The following is an 18,485-nucleotide window of genomic DNA, read 5'->3' on the forward strand; positions in this document are numbered from 1 at the left end:
GGCTGCGGGCTAAATTGGTTACCGCAAACAATAAATCACCGACTTCTTCCTGAGCATGGCGTGTATCTCCTGTCGCCAGTGCTTCTTCTACCTCATCCAGCTCTTCACGGATTTTATCCAGAACGCCCTGCGTATCAGGCCAATCAAAACCTGCCCGGGCCGCGCGCTTTGAAAGCTTGTTCGCACGGCTTAACGCGGGCAACGTACAAGGTACGTCATCAAGTACCGAAGGCGCCTCAATGACACGTTGGGCGCGCTCTTCCGCCTTAAGTGACTCCCAGCGCTGATTAATCTGTTGGGTCTGTAGCGCTTCAGCGCTAACACCTGGCGGCCTACGCGAGCCAAGCGTACCCTCCGGAAACACATGCGGGTGCCTGCGCAGCATTTTAGTCGTCAACGTATGTACGATATCGTGAAAATCAAAGCGCTGCTCTTCTGCACCAAACTGAGCGTAATAGATGACTTGGAAGAGTAAATCACCAAGCTCCCCCGGCAGCTCATCAAAGGCTCGCCGCTCAATGGCATCGGCAACCTCGTAGGCTTCTTCCAGCGTATGGGGAACGATGCTGTCCCAGCCTTGCTTAATATCCCACGGGCACCCTTGCTCGGGGTCGCGCAGTACCTGCATTAATGTCAGCAGGTCATCCAGATCATAGCGCATCAAGCCGCTCCATATTAGGCACCTTTTTCAGGGTCTGCGTTTCGCAGGCGGCGCACTTCGGTCACATTGGGCAGTTGCTGAATACGTGAGAAGAGCCGCCCCAAAGATTCAAGTCCATCCACTTCTAACGTAATCCTCAGGCGAGCGATGCCTTCGTTGGTATCCGTTAGCGTATTCACCGCCAGCACATTGACTTTCTCATTGCCTAGAAGGCCCGTCACATCGCGCAGGAGGCCCGAGCGGTCCCAGGCCTGGATTTCGATAGTGACCGGATAACGCGTATGAGCGCGCTCGCCCCACTCTACTTCAATGATACGTTGGGGCTCTTCCATACGCAGTTGGAGGATATTGTTGCAGTCCTGACGGTGTACGGTAACCCCTCGCCCTTGGGTGATAAACCCCACAATCGGCTCACCCGGAACGGGGCGGCAGCAGTTAGCCATGCTGGTTTTAAGATTGCCCACGCCAAGCACGGTAATGTCACTTTTAGAGGGCTTGCTCGGCTGTTTGCGCGGTTTGGCAAGTAAACGTTCCAGCTGTTCCTGATCGTCAGTCTCGCCAAATAACTGCTGGGCCTGGTGTAGTACCTGCCCAATACGCAGGTCGCCTGCCCCGATAGCGGCATACATATCATCAGCGTTTTGATAATTAACCGCGTCGGCCAATTTGGGGAGATCCAACTGGTCGACATCAAGACGGCGCATTTCTCGCTCAAAAAGTACCCGGCCCTCTTCCAGGTTTTGGCCTCTGGCCTGATGCTTAAACCATGCCTGAATTTTGGCGCGCGCTCGTGACGTGCGCACATAGCCAAGATTAGGATTGAGCCAGTCGCGGCTTGGCCCGGCTTTGGTGGCGGTAAGAATTTCCACCTGCTGGCCCGTTTTAAGCTCATAGGTCAGCGGAACAATGCGCCCGTTAATTTTGGCGCCCCGGCAGCGGTGGCCAATTTCGGTATGAACCCGATACGCAAAATCAATCGGGGTGGCAATACGCGGCAAGTCGATCACATGACCGTCAGGCGTAAAGACATAGTTGCGGTCGGGGGCCACGTCACTTGAAAGCCCTTCGCGCAGATCACCAAAATCACCCACTTCGTCCTGCCACTCAAGCACTTGACGCAGCCAGGCAATTTTTTCTTCGTAGCTACGGCTTTTCGCGTTGGTATCGTGCCCTTTATAACGCCAGTGGGCACATACCCCGAGTTCTGCGTCGTCATGCATGGCGAACGTGCGGATTTGAATTTCGAGGACTTTATTCTCAGGCCCGACCACTGCGGTATGAAGCGATTGATAGCCGTTCTTTTTAGGGTTGGCGATATAGTCGTCAAATTCGTCTGGAACATGGTGCCAGCGCGAATGCACAATTCCTAATACGGTGTAACAGTCGGTGACCTCTGGCACCAAAATACGCACCGCACGAACGTCGTGTACGTCAGAAAAATCGATCCCTTTGCGCTTCATTTTACGCCAGATCGAGTAAATATGTTTGGCTCGGCCGCTCACGTCATGATGGGTAATATGCTGGGCTTCCATCAACGTTTTAATCGTTTCGACCACGTCGCGGATATAGTGCTCTCTATCCAAGCGCTTCTCAGCAAGCAGCTTGGCGATCGCCTTGTACTCATCTTCGTGCAAATAGCGAAACGACAGGTCTTCAAGTTCCCACTTGATTTGCCCCACCCCTAAGCGATGCGCGAGGGGCGCATAAATGTCGGCGACTTCGCGGGCTACCTGCAGACATTTTTCAAGCGGAGCATCCTTGACCTGACGCAGCGCACAGGTGCGCTCGGCGATTTTAATAAGCGCAACGCGAACATCGCTCACCATGTTGACCAGCATTTTACGCAGGTTTTCCTGCTGGTTATGCTGTGCCATACCGTGGTTGGGCGCGAGTGGATAGCTGATGGCGGCCATTTGCAGGACGCCATCAATTAACCTGGCAACTTCACTGCCAAACCGCTTGGAGACGGCCTCCAGACTCAACAGACCTTCGCGCACGGCGCGATAGAGCACTGCCGCTTCCAGGGTCGCCTGGTCAAGCGTTAGGTCTGCCAAAATGTCTGCCATTTCAAGCCCCATACGAAAGCTTGAACCAGGAGATAACCATTCACGATGAGTACGAGGCGCCTCACGTTCGAGTTGCTCTGCCAGTTCGCAGGCTTCAATAAGGCGCTCAGGATCACTTAGACGCACATCTTCTTGCAGGCGCGTTAACCATTGTTGTATGTCTACCCTGCCGCTATCCATTAGCGGCTGGTCTTCACGCACTTTCACCATGACTCTTACTCATCCCTTCAGGGTATTCATCTTGACGGCGAATACCGTGGCTTGATGCGATAGGCGGACTAGCCTTCGTACTCGAAAAGCATAAGCGATTCCATATGTGCAGTGTGCAGGAACATATCCGCCACTGCTACTTGCTTAATACGATAGCCTGCACGAACCAGATGCGCCGCATCACGAGCAAGCGTTGCCGGGTCACACGACACATACGCAAGCCTGGGTACAGGATAACGGCCCAGTGCCTTGCACACTGTTTCTGCACCGTTACGCGGTGGGTCCAGCACCAGTGCGTCCAAGTGCTGCTGAGTTTTCAACAAGGCTTCAACCGCTGTGCTATCGCTTAAATCAGCCTGTTGAGCACTTACCTCTAGCCGGTTACGCGCTGCATTACTGCTGATGCGCGCCACCATTGAAGCGCTGCCTTCAACGGCATGTACTTTGGCACCGCTTGAGGCGATGGGCAGGCTAAAGTTACCCATTCCGGCAAACAGGTCCATAACATGCTGGCCAGGCGCAGGAGCCAGCCATTTCACCACGTGCGCCACCATTTGTTGATTGACGTCAGCATTGACCTGTAAAAAATCACCGGGAGCAAAGGTGAGCGTGAGCGGTGGTTGGCCTTCTATCTGCAGGGTCTCTTCCAGCACCGGTTCAGCGCTGTACCAGTGTAGGCAGGCAGACTCGCGGCCCAGCCACGCGCCAAGCGCAACCCCTTGCTGCCTGGCAAATGCCTGCCAGCGCTCGGCATCCAGCGCATGTGCTTTCAACTGGCGAACCAACAGCACGCATTCCGACGCAGTCGCCAAGAGTTCGATGTGGCCCACCAGACGCGGCGCCTCAAGCGTTGCTAACAAGGCCCTCAAGGGAGGCAAAAGCGCTTGCAAGGGCTCCACCAATACGTGGCACTGATGAATATCGACTAACCGATGACTATGGGCTGCGCGAAACCCCAGCAGCACGTTACCCTGCCCATCTATTTTTACGCCGAGTCGCGCTCGGCGGCGATAGTGCTCCGTACTGCCATGAAGCAGATGGGGAGTGCCAAGCTCAATACCCTGGCGAGCAAACAGCTCGCACAGTACGTCTTGTTTATGCGTGCGCTGCGCCTCAATCGCCATATGTTGCAATTGGCAACCACCGCACTGGCCAAAATAAACGCAGGGGGGCTCAACGCGCTGTTGCGAACGGTCCAGCAGCGCTTTTACATGCGCTTCATCAAAACGTTTGCGGTTGACATGCACGGCAGCGTCAACACGCTCGCCGGGAAGCGCCCGGTCAATAAACACGGTTTTACCTGTGGCGTCATGCGCAACTCCCCGGCCATCATGCGCCAATCGCTCAACCACCAGCGCATCACTAGTATCAGAAGCGCTTGTTGACTTAGCAGCGGGCTTGCGTACCAGCCCTGACTTGCCTGATGCAGCGCGCGATGGACGCCGCTTACCCAGCATGGCCATTTATAGCTCCGGGCCGAATAGGCCCATTGAGAGGTAACGATCCCCCCGATCACACACAACAAACACGATGACCGCGTTTTCGACCTGTTCCGCAATACGCAACGCACCCGCCAGGCTGCCGCCCGATGAAACACCCGCTAGAATGCCCTCTTCACGGGCCAAACGGCGCATGTTGCTTTCAGCCTCTTGCTGGCTAATATCCAGCGTAATATCTACTCGCGGAGCTTCAAAAATCTCGGGCAGGTACGCCTGCGGCCAACGGCGAATACCGGGAATGCTGGCGCCATCGGAGGGCTGCAAGCCGACAATCTGAATAGCGTCGTTCTGCTCTTTAAGGTAGCGAGATACGCCCATGATAGTGCCGGTGGTGCCCATGGAGCTTACAAAATGGGTAACCTCCCCCTGGGTTTGCTGCCATATTTCAGGCCCCGTTGTACGGTAGTGCGCCAAGGGGTTGTCTGGATTGGAAAACTGGTTCAGCGGCTTGCCTTCGCCCCGTTCAATCATGGCATCGGCAATATCCCGGGCCTCCTCCATACCACCGGCCTTACTGGCAGAAATCAGCGTGGCGCCGTAAGCCACCATGGCCTGCTTACGCTCCTCGGAGGCATTTTCAGGCATCACCAGGACCATGGTGTAGCCTTTGATAGCCGCCGCCATGGCGAGCGCAATACCGGTATTTCCCGAGGTTGCCTCGATCAGGGTATCGCCTGGCTTTATTTCTCCACGCGCTTCCGCTTCATTCAACATCGAAAGCGCGGGACGATCCTTTACCGAACCAGCGGGATTGTTGCCTTCAAGCTTCGCCAACAGCGTATTGTTGCGCCCAGCAGTGATCCGCTTCAAACGCACCAAGGGAGTGTTGCCAACCACATCCTCTAGCATGGGATAATTCATCACACGTTCCTTATCATTACCGTTATGCTGCATTATATCGGTGCTGTCGTACGCTGGACAGGCAACCACATTGAATCAACGAGTTTCTTCCATGTCTTTAAACACGCGTTTGCTGTTCGCGCTACTTGGCTTTCCGCTTCTGGTGTACGCCATGATGGCTATTTTGCTCATGGTGCAAAGTGATACGGCTGAACGTGCGGCGCTTCACGAGCGACTTAAAGATGCCGGTGAGCTATTAACCCCCAGTTTCCAGCTTGCCATGGCAGACGCAGACTTTCAGCGTATGGAAAGGCTTTCTCGACGGCTGTTGGACCGCTATGGGCTTAGTTCTGTCAGCCTCTTCGATGAGCAAGGTAACCGTTTGTTCGTGTTAGGCCGCTCCACCCCGCCTCAGCTACGTTTAACAGCGCCCAGCGCTCCCCTGATAGAAGAAGAAGAGCATATTTGGCGACTTCTAGTCCCTCTTGATAGCGTGCTCCCCAACATAAACCCGACCGGGGTGGGCTGGCTTGAAGCCGAGGCAAACGCCCGCCCTTTGACGCTTGAACGCTACAAACTGTTGGCCAGTTTAAGCCTGGGCGGCATGCTATTAGGGCTACTGCTGTTTCTGGGTGCCTTTGCTGTCAGTCGGTATATTTCCCGGCCTATTGAGGAAGCTAACCAGGCCTTATATCGCTTATCTCGTGGCGACTATCGGCTGCAATTAACGCCTGCACGGCCAAGCGAACTTCGCCAACTAGCCGTTCATGTGAATAGCCTGGCTGAGCACTTTCAGCAGTCGCAGCGCGATATGCAGACCCAGATTGAGCAGGCGACCAGCGAATTGCAGGAATCAATGGAAACCATTGAAGAGCAAAATATCAAGCTCGACCTGGCCCACCGCAGCGCGCTCCGTGCGAATGCCGTTAAATCCGAATTTTTAGCCAATATGAGCCATGAGATACGCACGCCACTCAATGGCATTATCGGTTTTTGCCGGTTACTGAGCCGCTCCAGGTTGGATAACCGCCAACAGGGGTGGTTAGAGCACGTTCACCGTGCCTGCGACAACCTGCTAATGCTCGTCAATGACGTGCTCGATTTTTCCAAGCTTGAAGCAAATCGCCTCACACTTGAAGAAGTCGACATTGATATTGTATCGCTTTTGGATGAAGTAATTGGCCTGCATGCGCCTGAGGCGCAACGTAAACATCTGCACTTGGTGGCAATGATTTACGATGATGTGCCTACGCCGCTTAGCGGCGACCCGCTGCGTATTCATCAGGTGCTTAGTAACCTGGTCGGCAATGCACTCAAGTTTACCCACGAAGGCGACGTTATTGTTCGTGTGATGCTCGACACCCAGGAAGGCCAGCACGTGGTACTGCGTATCAGTGTTAGTGATACCGGCATTGGTTTGAGCGAAGAGCATCAAAAACAGCTTTTTAGCGCTTTTTCCCAGGCAAAACCCAGCCATTCACGCCAATTTGGCGGTAGCGGGCTGGGCTTATCGATTTGCCGCCAGTTGATTGAGCGAATGGGCGGCACTATCAGCGTGGAAAGCGAGGTAGGCCACGGCTCAACGTTCTCATTTACTCTTCCACTACTGGCTAACCAAAGCGGCGAACGCCCCGCAGAGCTTACTCTGAAAAGCCCGGTCGTACGTCTTTATGAAACCCATACGCCTACTCGCAATACGCTTGAGTACTTGCTAGAGCGCTGGGGGGCTATTCCCGTCGCCTTTACCGCTAATGAGCCCGAAGACCTACTGATGTTATGCCTGGATCAAGATGAGTTCGAAATAGAGAGGAGAGACTACTGGCGAGATTTGATTGAGCAAGCCGCCTGCCCCGTATTGATTCTGGCAAACACCACCAGCTATGACTTACCGCCTTGGGAGCTTCCTCATGGCGGGGAAATGCTCTGCAAACCTTTCACTCGCGCTCAGCTGGTCACGACATTGCGCCATTTACTGCAGCCTGCAGATAAAGAAATAGCGTCCGCTCAATCAAAAGCGCCTCCGCCTACGGACCCTTCCGTCATTGATATTTTGATTGTTGACGACAATGCCTCCAACCGTGAGCTGCTTAAGGCGCTGCTTGAAACGGATCAACTGCGTATTACGCTTGCCGATAGCGGGCATGAAGCGCTTGCCTTGGCAGTTAATTACACGGCTGACATGGTGCTAATGGATATTCGTATGCCGGGTATGGACGGCGTTGAAACCAGTCAGGCACTGCGCCGTATCAATAATCACTGGTCACGCTGCCCTATTATTGCGGTAACCGCTCATGCTTTAAGCAGTGAACGTCAGCAGTGGCTGGCGGCTGGGCTGGATGATGTACTGATAAAGCCTGTTGATGAGGCGCAGCTACAACAGCTGTTGCTGCGTTTTTTGGCCGTACCCCCTTCTCTGCCTACCGTGACATCAACGGCAACCTTGCAACGAAAAGACACTACTGAATTTGCCAGTGAAGCACTCGCGGCCGTCGATTTAACCATGGGCACACAGCTTGCGGGCGGCAAAGAGAGCGTTGCCTATGCACAGCTTATACGCCTGATTGACAGCCTGGATGAAACAGAAACGCAAATGCGTGCCGCCTATGCCCAGAAAAACCTGGCGATGCTGCTGGACTGGGTGCATGGGCTCAATGGAGCAAGCCGTTACTGCGGCGCACCTGAGCTAGCCCTATTGGTAGAAACCCTTGAGACGCGGTTACGCACCAGCGGGCTCAGTCATGTGGAGAGCCTCCTGGAAGCGTTGTACACCGCAATGGCACGCTTGCGTACTCATCGAAGCAGGCTGGCCGATGGGGCTAACGCTCCAGAATGACAAAGGCAACCGCGTACTCCGCTTCATCACTTAGCGTGATATGGCTGGTCGTCGCGCCGGATGCCTGCATTAGCCGCTTGGCCTCATGGCTCAACTGCAAAAAGGGCTTCCCCAAGGGGTCATTAACCACTTGGATGTCCCCCCACTGCATGCCGCCTCGAAGGCCAAGCCCTAGTGCTTTTACAAACGCTTCTTTAGCGGCAAATCTTTTCGCCAAGTAAGCCACCGGTTCGCCTTTTTGCTGCCATATCGCGTATTCGTCAGCTCCCAAAATACGCTGAGCAAAACGTGGCCCATGACGCTCAACTGCCCGGGTAAAACGCGCCACCCGGGCAATATCGGAACCAATCCCCACAATCATCTGTTAGTGACCACAGCAGTCATGATGACCATGCGTATGCTCATCTGCATGCTCATGGCTATGTTCATGATCGTGAGCATCTAAAGCCGCCATCAACCCCGCTTCCTGGCCTGCAATAATAAGCCGCTTCATTTCCTGAACAGCCTCTTTGAGGCCAACAAACAGCGCGCGAGCAATAATGGCGTGCCCGATATTCAGCTCATTCACCCCAGGTAGTGCGGCTATCGCTTCTGCATTATGGTAATGAAGGCCATGCCCAGCGTTAACCACCAGCCCCAAGGAAACGGCCTGAGTCGCTGCTGCGGTTAAACGCTGATACTCAGCATTTGCGGCGTCACTCCCCAGCTTCTCTTCTGCATAAGCACCGGTGTGCAGTTCAATCGTTGGGGCACCAGCGCGATGAGCCGCATCAATTTGCGCTTCATCAGGATCAATAAACAGCGATACGTCACAGCCTGCGTTTTTCAGCCGCTCGCACGCTTTGGCAACCGCATCAAAACTACCGACCACATCCAGACCGCCCTCTGTGGTAAGTTCTTCGCGTTTTTCAGGTACCAGGCATACGTGTGCAGGGCGCACCTCTTCAGCCAACGCGAGCATCTCTTCGGTCACTGCCATCTCTAAATTCATACGGGTATTCAACACGTCCGCCAACAGCCTGACATCGCGAAGCTGTATATGGCGGCGGTCTTCGCGTAAATGCACCGTAATGCCATCTGCGCCCGCTTCTTCAGCCAACAAAGCAGCCTGTACCGGGTCCGGGTAGCGGGTACCACGTGCCTGACGCAGCGTGGCGATATGGTCGATATTAACGCCCAGTAGAATACGCGGAGGATGCATAACTATCTCCATTCCAAAAAAGTCATAAGCATGAACTATGGCTGACGCCGGCGGGCCAGTGCCATCATTAGCTCCCGAGAGCGCAGCGCAGCAGACCCCAAATGCGGTGCTAGTGCCGCCCGCATGACTGACTTAAGAACGCTTGCTAGCCCCGCATGTTGCCAGTCACCCTGCTCAATATAACGCAATGCACGCCCTTCAAGCCCCTGCTCTGCGGGAAGAAAAGCACGGCTTTGTGCATCAAACCGATAGCGGGCTTGCGGGTCCAGCACATTATTATCTGGCGTACAAAAACGCGGGGTAGCTTCAAGCGCATCCAGCAATGCCCACTCATACCGCCGCAAGGCAAGAGCGCGCTTGGAAGGCATTGGCAGCGCTTCAAGCAGCGCCGTATAGAAGGCAAAAACATCGGGCGCAGCAAGTTCCAGGGGCAGCAGCCGGGTGGCGATTTCATTCGCGTAAAGACCGCATAGGAGCCCCTCTCCTGCCAGTAATGCCGTTTGTCCACGCGACTCCATCAACGTGAGGCGTTTCAAATCGCGTTCGCCGCGCCAGCTAACAAACAGCGGCGTAAACGGCTGTAGTCGTTGACGCGACTTGGACCCCGGCCGCTGCCCTCCGTGGGCAACGGCGCGGATACGGCCATTATTAAGCGTCAGTAAATCGACTAACGCGCTGGTTTCACGGTAGGGTTTACGATGCAGTAAAAAAGCGGGTTCCGCTGACATTGCGACACTCAATCGAGGTCGTAACCCAGGCTTTTCAAGGCACGCTCGTCATCAGACCAACCGCGCTTCACCTTGACCCACATATTAAGCATGACCTTGGTACCCAGCACGCGCTCCATATCCAGGCGCGCCTCGCGGCCGATGCTCTTGATCCGGTCACCGTTTTCGCCGATCAGGATGACTTTCTGCCCTTGGCGTTCCACCAGAATCAGCGCGCTGATATGCGTGACGCGCCCGGCTTCACGGAACTCTTCAATTTCAACGGTCATCTGGTAGGGCAACTCGTCACCCAACTGACGCATGACTTTTTCACGCACCAGCTCAGCGGCCATAAAGCGCAGGCTCTTGTCGGTAATCTGGTCTTCCGGAAAGAAGTGCACGCTTTCTGGCAGATGTTTAGCCACTTCCTCTTCCAGCGTTTCTACCTGGGTGCCGTGCTTGGCTGAAATAGGTACAACGGCTGCAAACTCACGCCGCGCGCCCACTTCAGCAAGCCAGGGTAGTAACTCGCCCTTATCCTGTAGACGATCCACCTTATTGACGGCCAGAATAACCGGTGCCTTAACATGCTCAAGACGCTTGAGCACGGCCTGGTCTTCGTCAGTCCAGCGGGTACGATCAATAATAAATACCACACAGTCAACATCACGAAGTGCTTGGGTAGCCGCCTGGTTCATAAAGCGGTTGATGGCTTTATTACGGTCTTTGGACATGATGTGCATGCCCGGTGTATCCACGTAAATAAACTGCGTATCTTCAACCGTTTTAATACCCATTACCTGATGGCGCGTGGTTTGCGGACGCCGCGAGGTAATCGAGATTTTTTGCCCCAGAATACGATTCATGAGGGTTGATTTGCCTACGTTAGGCCGTCCAACAATGGCCACAAAGCCGCAGGATTGGCTCATGATTTGTCTCCTGGTTTTTTCTCAAGGTACGAAAGCGCTTCTTCTGCCGCTTGCTGTTCAGCATGGCGGCGACTAGGGCCTTTACCGGTGGTATGCTTGCTTAGTAGCTCAATGTAGCACTCCACGGTAAAGGTCTGGGCATGCGCCTCGCCCTTTACAGAGACCACTTCATAGCGCGGCAGCGCTGACTGACGCGACTGCAAAAACTCTTGTAAGCGTGTTTTAGGGTCTTTCTGGGTATCTTGTAACGAGATATTCTCTAGACGCTCGGCGTACCAGGAAAGCACGCGTTCCCGGACAACATCCATGCCGGCGTCCAGGTAAATGGCACCAATTATCGCTTCAACCGCATCGGCGAGAATCGACTCACGGCGATGCCCTCCGCTTTTCATTTCCCCCGACCCCAAGCGCAAGCATTCTCCAAAGGTCATTTCACGGGCGAGCTCAGCAAGCGTTTGGCCTTTCACCAAACGCGCGCGAAGGCGCGATAACTGCCCTTCCCGCGCTTGAGGGAAACGTTGAAACAAGGCTTCTGCGATAACGAAATTAACAATTGAATCACCCAGAAATTCCAGGCGCTCATTGTTACGACCACCGTAGCTTCGGTGCGTCATGGCCAGTTCCAAGAGCGTCTCGTCGCCAAAGGTATGGCCGATTCGTCGGCAAAAAGCGTTTAAAGGATTACTCACAAGGCTCCTACGTCATTGACGTTAACTATTAGTGACATGACTAACCAGGGCTGACATAAACTTATTCATTCAATCCGTCGCACCGTATTAAAGCTGGGCAACCCGCCGTCCCAATGCATCCAAACAGCAAATGCACGACCCACAATATTCTCTTCCGGCACAAACCCCCAGTAACGGCTATCGTTGGAGTGATCGCGATTATCGCCCATCATGAAGTAGTGACCTTCAGGCACTTCAACTTCGCGCATTTGCGGCCCTGGGTCGCGGGGGTTGTTGTAGATAGTATGGCGCACGCTACCCAACTGCTCTTCTAATAATAGCTCTTGTGGCGAGGCATCGGGGCCTTCTTCCAATAACGTTTTAGTGACCAGTTCGCCGTTCACATAAAGCTGTTTATCTTCGTAGCGAATACGGTCGCCCGGAAGGCCTACCACCCGTTTGATAAAGTTGACCGATGGCTCATCCGGGAAGCGAAACACCATCACATCGCCACGCTCAGGCTCACCAACCTCCAAAATACGGTTGTGAACCACCGGCAAACGCAAGCCGTAGGCAAACTTGTTCACCAGGATAAAATCGCCTACTTCCAGCGTAGGCCGCATTGAACCCGAGGGAATTTGAAACGGTTCGACAATAAAACTGCGTACTACCAATACCACCAGAAGTACCGGGAAAAAAGAGCGCGCATAATCGACCGGCCAAGGCTCTTTTAAAAGTTTTTCCTGTGTTGGTGCGTCGATGTTCCCAGCAGCGGCTTCCTCTGCTTTCGCCAACCGCTCACGACGCTTAGGCCGCAGCCAAATCACATCGATAAAATAAACGACCCCTGAAATTACAACGGCCAGTACCAGCAGTAATGAAAAATCCATAAAGGAAACCTTCCCTAGTCGTTAACCTTGAGCACAGCGAGGAAGGCATCCTGGGGAATTTCAACGCGCCCCACCTGCTTCATCCGTTTTTTACCGGCTTTCTGTTTTTCCAGCAGTTTTTTCTTACGGCTTACATCACCGCCATAACATTTTGCCGTTACGTTTTTACGCAGGGCTTTTACGGTAGAGCGCGCCACTACCTGGCCACCGATAGCGGCCTGAATGGCCACGTCAAACATCTGGCGCGGAATCAGCTCTTTCATTTTTTCGACCAGCAGCCGGCCGCGACTATGGGCATGATCACGGTGAATAATCACCGCGAGGGCATCTACCTTTTCGCTATTGATCAGCACGTCCAGGCGCACCAGCTTGGCCGCTTCGAAACGCTCGAAATTGTACTCAAGCGACGCGTAACCGCGGGAGATGGATTTCAGACGGTCGAAGAAGTCCATGACCACTTCCGACATCGGCAACTCATAGGCTAACTGAATCTGGTTACCCAGGAACTGCATGTCTTTCTGGGTACCGCGGCGCTGCTCACACTCGGTAATGACGTTACCCACAAACTCCTGAGGCACCAGAATACTGGCCCTCACGATGGGCTCACGCATCTCATCCACGTCTGCCATATCCGGCAGTTTGGAGGGGTTGGAGATGTAAGTGACATCACCATTCTTCATCGCAAGCTCGTATACCACGGTCGGTGCCGTGGTAATCAGGTCAATATTGTATTCGCGCTCAAGCCGCTCCTGGATAATCTCCATGTGGAGCGTGCCCAGGAAACCGACGCGAAAACCAAAGCCCAGGGCATCCGAGTTTTCCGGTTCATACTCTAAAGAGGCATCGTTAAGCGCGAGCTTTTCAAGCGCATCCCGGAAGTCTTCGTAGTCATCAGCACTGACGGGGAACATCCCAGCATACACCTGAGGCTTCACCTTCTGAAAACCAGGCAGACGCGGCACGTCGGGCGTTTTGGTATGCGTGATAGTGTCACCCACCGGCGCACCGTGAATCTCTTTAATGCCTGCGACAATAAAGCCCACCTCACCCGCGCGCAGGATATTGGTCTCTTTGCGCAATGGAGTAAAAATGCCCACTTCAGTGGCGTTCCAGTCGCGGCCCGTTGACTTGATACGGATCTTGTCGCCCTTGCGCAGCGTGCCATCAAACAAGCGCACTAGCGAGACTACGCCCAGATAGTTATCAAACCAGGAGTCAATGATCAATGCTTGCAGGGGGGCATTCCGATCACCTTTAGGCGGCGGAATATCACGCACCAAACGTTCAAGCAGTCCTTCAATGCCGATACCGCTTTTGGCGGACACCTGGCAAGCGTCTGTGGCGTCGAGACCAATGATTTCCTCAACCTCTTGCGCCACCTTGTCCGGGTCGGCTTGGGGTAAATCGATTTTATTGAGGACCGGCAATACTTCCAGGCCCTGCTCGATGGCGGTATAGCAGTTAGCTACCGACTGCGCCTCAACTCCTTGGCCCGCATCTACGACCAGCAGCGCCCCTTCGCAGGCATACAGTGAGCGCGATACTTCGTAGGAGAAATCCACGTGGCCTGGCGTATCGATGAAATTAAGCTGATACACCTCGCCATCGGCCGCAGTGTAATCGAGCGTCACCGATTGCGCTTTAATGGTGATACCACGCTCGCGCTCAATGTCCATGGAGTCGAGCACTTGCTCTTTAAGCTCACGCTGGGTCAATCCACCGCAGGTTTGGATCAAGCGATCAGAGAGCGTTGATTTCCCGTGATCGATATGAGCGATAATTGAGAAGTTTCTTATATTCTTTAAATTACTGCTAGAAACGTCGTGGGACATCGAGAGTGGTCTGCCTTAGTGGTACGTAAGCGGCTTTATTACCAGCCGCCTCGAGAGTTTAAAGCCCGAAAACAGCTGGCATGTTGGCCACTTTGCCTATTTCCGTTAAAAAGATAAGCGCTATTGTAGCGATATGTGCGGGATAGGAACAGCAGTCCGGCGAGAACCGCCGGACTGGGTAGGCAGAGAAGGTCTTATTCCAGGCGTAAAGCTAAAAACAGTGAGCGCCCCTCACGGTAAACACGCACTGGAATTGCCCGATCACTGGGTAGCTGTTCGACAATGTCTAACAACTCATCCGGAGAAGACACGCTGCGGTGATCAACACTTACCAGTACATCGCCAACACGGAGGCCCGCTTGAGCGGCAACGCTACCAGGCTCAATCTGACGCACTGCAACGCCCCCCTCAATATTTAGGCGCTCTCGCATCGCGTCATCCAACTCGGCAACCGAAATGCCCAAACGCACCTGATTGTTGCTTTCATCACCCTGTGTGGCTGCTTCGGAATCGGGCCAATGTCCCAGCGCTACCGTCTCCGTTACCTCTTCGCCATCGCGCATTAAGGTAAGCTCCACATCACTTCCAGGCGTAACACGGCCAATTAAGCGCGGCAGCGTGCTTGAGCGATCAACCTCTTCGCCATTGACGCCAGTAATCACGTCGCCAGCACGCAAGCCGCCTTGCGCCGCAGGGCCTTCCGGGTCAAGATCAGCAATGAGCGCCCCACTTGCGTTTTCCATACCAAAGGATTCGGCCAAATCCTGAGATACAGGTTGAATCATGACGCCTAGCCAACCGCGATCAACGCGCCCCTCTTCACGCAGTTGATCAGCAACGTCCATGGCGACATTAATGGGTATCGCAAATGAAAGCCCCATAAAGCCGCCGCTACGGGTAAAGATTTGCGAGTTAATCCCGACGACTTCTCCGTCAAGATTAAACAGCGGCCCACCGGAATTACCTGGGTTGATCGCCACATCCGTTTGAATAAAAGGAACGTAGGCATCACGCGGCAATGTGCGATTAATCGCGCTGATAATGCCTGCAGTGACGGAATGATCAAACCCGAACGGAGAGCCAATCGCGGCTACCCACTCACCCACTTTAAGATCGTCAGAATTGCCAAGATTCAAGACCGGTAATTCAGAAGCATCAATTTTTAAAAGTGCAACGTCGGTCTGAGCATCGCTGCCAACCAACTCAGCGGAAAGCTCTCGATGGTCATTCAAGCGCACCAATATCTCGTCAGCATCCTGGACAACGTGGGCGTTAGTCATGATATAGCCATCATCGCTAATCACGAACCCAGACCCCAGCGACTGACGCTCTTCACCACGCCCTTGTCCGCCACTACCTGGCGGGGCTGGAAAACTATCGCCGAAAAAATGCCGGAAAATCTCAGGTATCTCTTGCCCACCGAACCCACCCATTGAAGGGCCACTACTGCGTTGCACGGTACGGCTGGTTGAAATATTGACAACGCCTGGCGCGGCCTCTTCAACCAACTCTGTGAAATCGGGTAAATTATAGGCATAGGCATTTTGGCCTATCATCAATAATGTGGCCATGCATAGCCATAATGCGGAAGGAAGAACCAAGCGCTTCATGTAAGAGCTCCTAATAAAGCAGACATCAAACGAAGGAAGTGCAACTCACCATGAGATGCAGGACGCCTAACTGACCAATTGAGGGCGAAAGCGTTCCGTTCGCCCGCTAAGCAATTTTTTTAAAATCCCACACCCAATGAACAACGTCATAAAAAAACTGGCGGGTGCCCACCACTCAGCCCCGCCTAACGCTGCAACCCCTCCTGATAACAGTAGCGCAACCAATAACGGCAGCGCATAGACAAGCAAGGCTAACAGGGTAATATCGGAACGGCCAAGAGTAAGCGTTACGCTTGTGCCAAGCGGGTAGTGTTCGCAAAGTTGAGTGGGGGCATAAGGGGTTTTGACTTCAATACGCTGATGCTGCTGACGCGCCAACACGCCCATGCCACATCCACGGCCCTGGGCACACTGCTGGCAACTCTCTTTAACCGACACATCGACTAACAGCCCTCGCGGGGTGTAGCCAACAACGCGACCGGCACGCAGCAAGGCATCACTTTCAGATTTCATCAACGCATTAATACCTTGGCTGGACTGATTGAGCTGTAGATCATGCGCACAATGTACATAAGAAAATTTAGTCAAACTCAACCGATTGAACAATACGCTGAAGCATTGAAGGGGGAACTTCACCAATACCGACGAGCTGCCAGTACTGCTCGCCTTCAGCATATTCGTCAACCGCTATCGACGAAACACCAATTTGGTGGACGCCGCGATTCAAATCTTGCGGCCCCGCTTGAGGCTCGGCAAAAATGCTAATGGTGGCCAAACCGTCGCTATACAAACGCTGATGCGCCTCGTCATCCTGGGAGAATGTCGGCTGAGCGACAAACCCTTCGGGCAGCCATGAAGGCTGCCAAGCGGGCTCTGTGCTGACGGGCAACGCATCAATGACAACCTGACCTGCATAACGCTCGGGCTCATTTAATTGTGTTATTTGAAAGGTTTCTAAAATACGACCCGTTGAATCGCTTAGCACGTGTTTTAACAATAAGCCAGTTGCATTATCCAACCACCACTCATGGGTATAACGCTGCTGGTCATGCGGCTCAAATCGAAGCGTTGCCGCCTCGCGCCCAGCGACTCGGACGTCTTCATCCAGCGAAATATCGTAAAACTGAGAAGCGTGGTCAACCCACCCTTCCAGAGAAGGGAACGCACCGTTTTCGCTTTTTTCTGACCAAGCCAGCTGTCCTACGCGGGAGCGACGCTCGACGCTTACAGAGGGGCCATCAAGCTGTTGAACAACTTGCTGGCGAACACCATCCTGAATGCGATGAGAAAGCGCTAGCGTGCGCACATCAATGGCATTAATCACCACGGCCCGCGCTTGAAACGTATAACAATGGCTCGCCTGTAAACTTCTTTCCAGCCACACCTGAACATTGCCAGATGCATTTTCAGAGGGCACATCCGCACACATGCCCCGTTCATCAGTTTGTGCATAGAGCTGTAAAGGCAACAGGCTAATGCTCAATAACGCAGCAGAAGCCATCCACCTGTTTCGCCAGGTCACCATCATGCGGGTTTATTCCCTTATCTATCGGTAGCCACTCTTAGCCTGCTGTTACCTGCCATCTTTCAAATACCTATCTCGAAACCAAGGCATTTTCCCGAGTTATACCTTACGAATACGTGTTTAAAATTCGTATTCAGGTGCCTCACTCCGGAAACATTGTCATAACATGTTAGCGTTGGCCTAGTGGTTCAGTGACAGAAGAACGCATCAATGGCATCCAGCTTTCGCCATTGCCATAAGCGGCACCCTGAGAATGCTGCTCCAGATACGACTGCAGAAGCCTGATCTGATCAACATCAATAGTGGTACCTTGCTGTGCGGGAGCACTTTGAGCCACGGCGGCTGAAGCAAAGCCCGTTTCGCTTACGTTCATTAGCCCGTTTTGCGCTTGACCATTAACCCGAAAAGGCGTTGGTTCAAACATCGGCATGCTGGCAGAGGTCATTGACGCTGGCTGCGAGGCGGCAAGGTTGACAGGCTGAACCTGACCCGCTGCACCTCCGCCCGCCGAGGACGTTGCCGCAACAGTGTTGCCTGGCTCAATACTTTCACCGTCAGCACCAAAGAACTGAACACCAGTAATCACCATAAGTGATACCGCTGCTGCAACACCGGCGCCGCGAGCAAAAGAGATGTTACTTGACCGAGCAGGGGTTGACGCTGGGGCGTCAGCCATCATCGGAGCAGGTTCATCCTGTAAACGCGCCATAATACCGGCGGAAACGTCGGCGCTCACATCAACACTCCGCTCACGCTGCATCATGCTACGAGCCAAGTGGTAACGTCGCCACGTATCTGCCGCATCAGCATCATTTGGCAGTGCCTTCAACACTCGGCGTAGTTCCAGCTCATCACTTTCGCTATCCATTAATGCTGAAAGCGATTCCCGTGTGTTTTGACTCATACTTCACACCCTCACACTGTGTTAAATGAAGCCTTACCGCAGCACGGCAAATAAGCAGCGACCGCTGTAACAACTCCACTGGCCAAGATCTGATAACAACTCGCTTAGTG

16 protein-coding genes are annotated in these 18,485 nt (G+C 53.7%); 1 reads left to right on the plus strand and 15 read right to left on the minus strand.

Annotated elements, in window-relative coordinates; genetic code table 11:
- From mazG to cysM, 4 genes are all read right to left on the minus strand, one after another.
- A partial coding sequence (mazG, locus tag ACT3TJ_RS01185; protein WP_444665433.1) for a nucleoside triphosphate pyrophosphohydrolase occupies positions 1 to 661 on the minus strand: 661 nt, incomplete at its 3' end.
- Positions 662 to 675: 14 nt separating this feature from the next.
- Positions 676 to 2,937 carry a GTP diphosphokinase gene (relA, locus tag ACT3TJ_RS01190; protein ID WP_444627304.1) on the minus strand — a complete coding sequence of 754 codons (2,262 nt, stop codon included), beginning with the start codon at positions 2,935 to 2,937 and terminating at the stop codon, positions 676 to 678.
- Positions 2,938 to 3,005: 68 nt separating this feature from the next.
- On the minus strand, positions 3,006 to 4,400 hold the full coding sequence (rlmD, locus tag ACT3TJ_RS01195; protein WP_444627303.1) for a 23S rRNA (uracil(1939)-C(5))-methyltransferase RlmD: 1,395 nt from the start codon (positions 4,398 to 4,400) through the stop codon (positions 3,006 to 3,008).
- Complete coding sequence (gene cysM / locus ACT3TJ_RS01200) at positions 4,401 to 5,297, minus strand: cysteine synthase CysM (protein ID WP_172116412.1); 897 nt, start codon at positions 5,295 to 5,297, stop codon at positions 4,401 to 4,403.
- 91 nt (positions 5,298 to 5,388) lie between these two features.
- Here cysM and ACT3TJ_RS01205 point away from each other — a divergent pair, with 91 nt between their 5' ends.
- The gene (locus tag ACT3TJ_RS01205; RefSeq protein WP_444665434.1) at positions 5,389 to 8,109 is read left to right on the plus strand and encodes an ATP-binding protein; all 2,721 of its coding nucleotides are present in this window, start codon (positions 5,389 to 5,391) and stop codon (positions 8,107 to 8,109) included.
- Here the strand turns inward: ACT3TJ_RS01205 and acpS are convergent.
- The 11 genes from acpS to ACT3TJ_RS01260 all read right to left on the minus strand — a co-directional run bounded on the left by acpS (position 8,093) and on the right by ACT3TJ_RS01260 (position 18,375).
- Complete coding sequence (gene acpS / locus ACT3TJ_RS01210; protein ID WP_172116410.1) at positions 8,093 to 8,470, minus strand: holo-ACP synthase; 378 nt, start codon at positions 8,468 to 8,470, stop codon at positions 8,093 to 8,095. The two genes, ACT3TJ_RS01205 and acpS, sit on opposite strands and share 17 nt — an antisense overlap.
- A gap of 3 nt (positions 8,471 to 8,473) precedes the next feature.
- Positions 8,474 to 9,310, minus strand: coding sequence for a pyridoxine 5'-phosphate synthase (gene pdxJ / locus ACT3TJ_RS01215; RefSeq protein ID WP_172116409.1), 837 nt, complete (start codon positions 9,308 to 9,310; stop codon positions 8,474 to 8,476).
- Positions 9,311 to 9,345: 35 nt separating this feature from the next.
- Complete coding sequence (recO, locus tag ACT3TJ_RS01220) at positions 9,346 to 10,038, minus strand: DNA repair protein RecO (protein ID WP_172116408.1); 693 nt, start codon at positions 10,036 to 10,038, stop codon at positions 9,346 to 9,348.
- A gap of 8 nt (positions 10,039 to 10,046) precedes the next feature.
- Positions 10,047 to 10,946, minus strand: coding sequence for a GTPase Era (gene era / locus ACT3TJ_RS01225; RefSeq protein WP_441677086.1), 900 nt, complete (start codon positions 10,944 to 10,946; stop codon positions 10,047 to 10,049).
- Positions 10,943 to 11,635 (minus strand): ribonuclease III, encoded by a 693-nt coding sequence (gene rnc / locus ACT3TJ_RS01230; protein ID WP_087109215.1) that lies wholly within the window; start codon positions 11,633 to 11,635, stop codon positions 10,943 to 10,945. The genes era and rnc overlap by 4 nt, the downstream gene beginning before the upstream one ends.
- Before the next feature lie 65 nt (positions 11,636 to 11,700).
- The gene (gene lepB / locus ACT3TJ_RS01235) at positions 11,701 to 12,504 is read right to left on the minus strand and encodes a signal peptidase I (RefSeq protein WP_172116406.1); all 804 of its coding nucleotides are present in this window, start codon (positions 12,502 to 12,504) and stop codon (positions 11,701 to 11,703) included.
- 14 nt (positions 12,505 to 12,518) lie between these two features.
- The gene (lepA, locus tag ACT3TJ_RS01240) at positions 12,519 to 14,336 is read right to left on the minus strand and encodes a translation elongation factor 4 (RefSeq protein ID WP_172116405.1); all 1,818 of its coding nucleotides are present in this window, start codon (positions 14,334 to 14,336) and stop codon (positions 12,519 to 12,521) included.
- Positions 14,337 to 14,530: 194 nt separating this feature from the next.
- Positions 14,531 to 15,946 (minus strand): DegQ family serine endoprotease, encoded by a 1,416-nt coding sequence (locus tag ACT3TJ_RS01245; protein WP_444638909.1) that lies wholly within the window; start codon positions 15,944 to 15,946, stop codon positions 14,531 to 14,533.
- 66 nt (positions 15,947 to 16,012) lie between these two features.
- A complete protein-coding gene (locus tag ACT3TJ_RS01250) occupies positions 16,013 to 16,459 on the minus strand; it encodes a SoxR reducing system RseC family protein (protein ID WP_444621432.1) in 447 nt (148 codons plus the stop codon).
- 67 nt (positions 16,460 to 16,526) lie between these two features.
- On the minus strand, positions 16,527 to 17,474 hold the full coding sequence (locus ACT3TJ_RS01255; protein WP_444621431.1) for a MucB/RseB C-terminal domain-containing protein: 948 nt from the start codon (positions 17,472 to 17,474) through the stop codon (positions 16,527 to 16,529).
- Positions 17,475 to 17,640: 166 nt separating this feature from the next.
- Positions 17,641 to 18,375 (minus strand): RseA family anti-sigma factor, encoded by a 735-nt coding sequence (locus ACT3TJ_RS01260; protein ID WP_444621430.1) that lies wholly within the window; start codon positions 18,373 to 18,375, stop codon positions 17,641 to 17,643.
- Between the last annotated feature and the right edge of the window lie 110 nt (positions 18,376 to 18,485).

This window comes from Halomonas sp. AOP30-A1-24, assembly GCF_052378165.1.
GTDB classification, from domain to species: Bacteria; Pseudomonadota; Gammaproteobacteria; order Pseudomonadales; family Halomonadaceae; genus Vreelandella; species Vreelandella citrativorans.

What these genes read in the sequence shown, in the direction of transcription:
- relA (WP_444627304.1), bottom strand. Translation starts at nt 2,937, where the DNA reads ATGGTGAAAGTGCGTGAAGACCAGCCGCTAATGGATAGCGGCAGGGTA.
- rlmD (WP_444627303.1), bottom strand. Translation starts at nt 4,400, where the DNA reads ATGGCCATGCTGGGTAAGCGGCGTCCATCGCGCGCTGCATCAGGCAAG.
- cysM (WP_172116412.1), bottom strand. Translation starts at nt 5,297, where the DNA reads ATGAATTATCCCATGCTAGAGGATGTGGTTGGCAACACTCCCTTGGTG.
- ACT3TJ_RS01205 (WP_444665434.1), top strand. Translation starts at nt 5,389, where the DNA reads ATGTCTTTAAACACGCGTTTGCTGTTCGCGCTACTTGGCTTTCCGCTT.
- acpS (WP_172116410.1), bottom strand. Translation starts at nt 8,470, where the DNA reads ATGATTGTGGGGATTGGTTCCGATATTGCCCGGGTGGCGCGTTTTACC.
- pdxJ (WP_172116409.1), bottom strand. Translation starts at nt 9,310, where the DNA reads ATGCATCCTCCGCGTATTCTACTGGGCGTTAATATCGACCATATCGCC.
- recO (WP_172116408.1), bottom strand. Translation starts at nt 10,038, where the DNA reads ATGTCAGCGGAACCCGCTTTTTTACTGCATCGTAAACCCTACCGTGAA.
- era (WP_441677086.1), bottom strand. Translation starts at nt 10,946, where the DNA reads ATGAGCCAATCCTGCGGCTTTGTGGCCATTGTTGGACGGCCTAACGTA.
- lepB (WP_172116406.1), bottom strand. Translation starts at nt 12,504, where the DNA reads ATGGATTTTTCATTACTGCTGGTACTGGCCGTTGTAATTTCAGGGGTC.
- lepA (WP_172116405.1), bottom strand. Translation starts at nt 14,336, where the DNA reads ATGTCCCACGACGTTTCTAGCAGTAATTTAAAGAATATAAGAAACTTC.
- ACT3TJ_RS01245 (WP_444638909.1), bottom strand. Translation starts at nt 15,946, where the DNA reads ATGAAGCGCTTGGTTCTTCCTTCCGCATTATGGCTATGCATGGCCACA.
- ACT3TJ_RS01250 (WP_444621432.1), bottom strand. Translation starts at nt 16,459, where the DNA reads ATGAAATCTGAAAGTGATGCCTTGCTGCGTGCCGGTCGCGTTGTTGGC.
- ACT3TJ_RS01255 (WP_444621431.1), bottom strand. Translation starts at nt 17,474, where the DNA reads ATGATGGTGACCTGGCGAAACAGGTGGATGGCTTCTGCTGCGTTATTG.
- ACT3TJ_RS01260 (WP_444621430.1), bottom strand. Translation starts at nt 18,375, where the DNA reads ATGAGTCAAAACACACGGGAATCGCTTTCAGCATTAATGGATAGCGAA.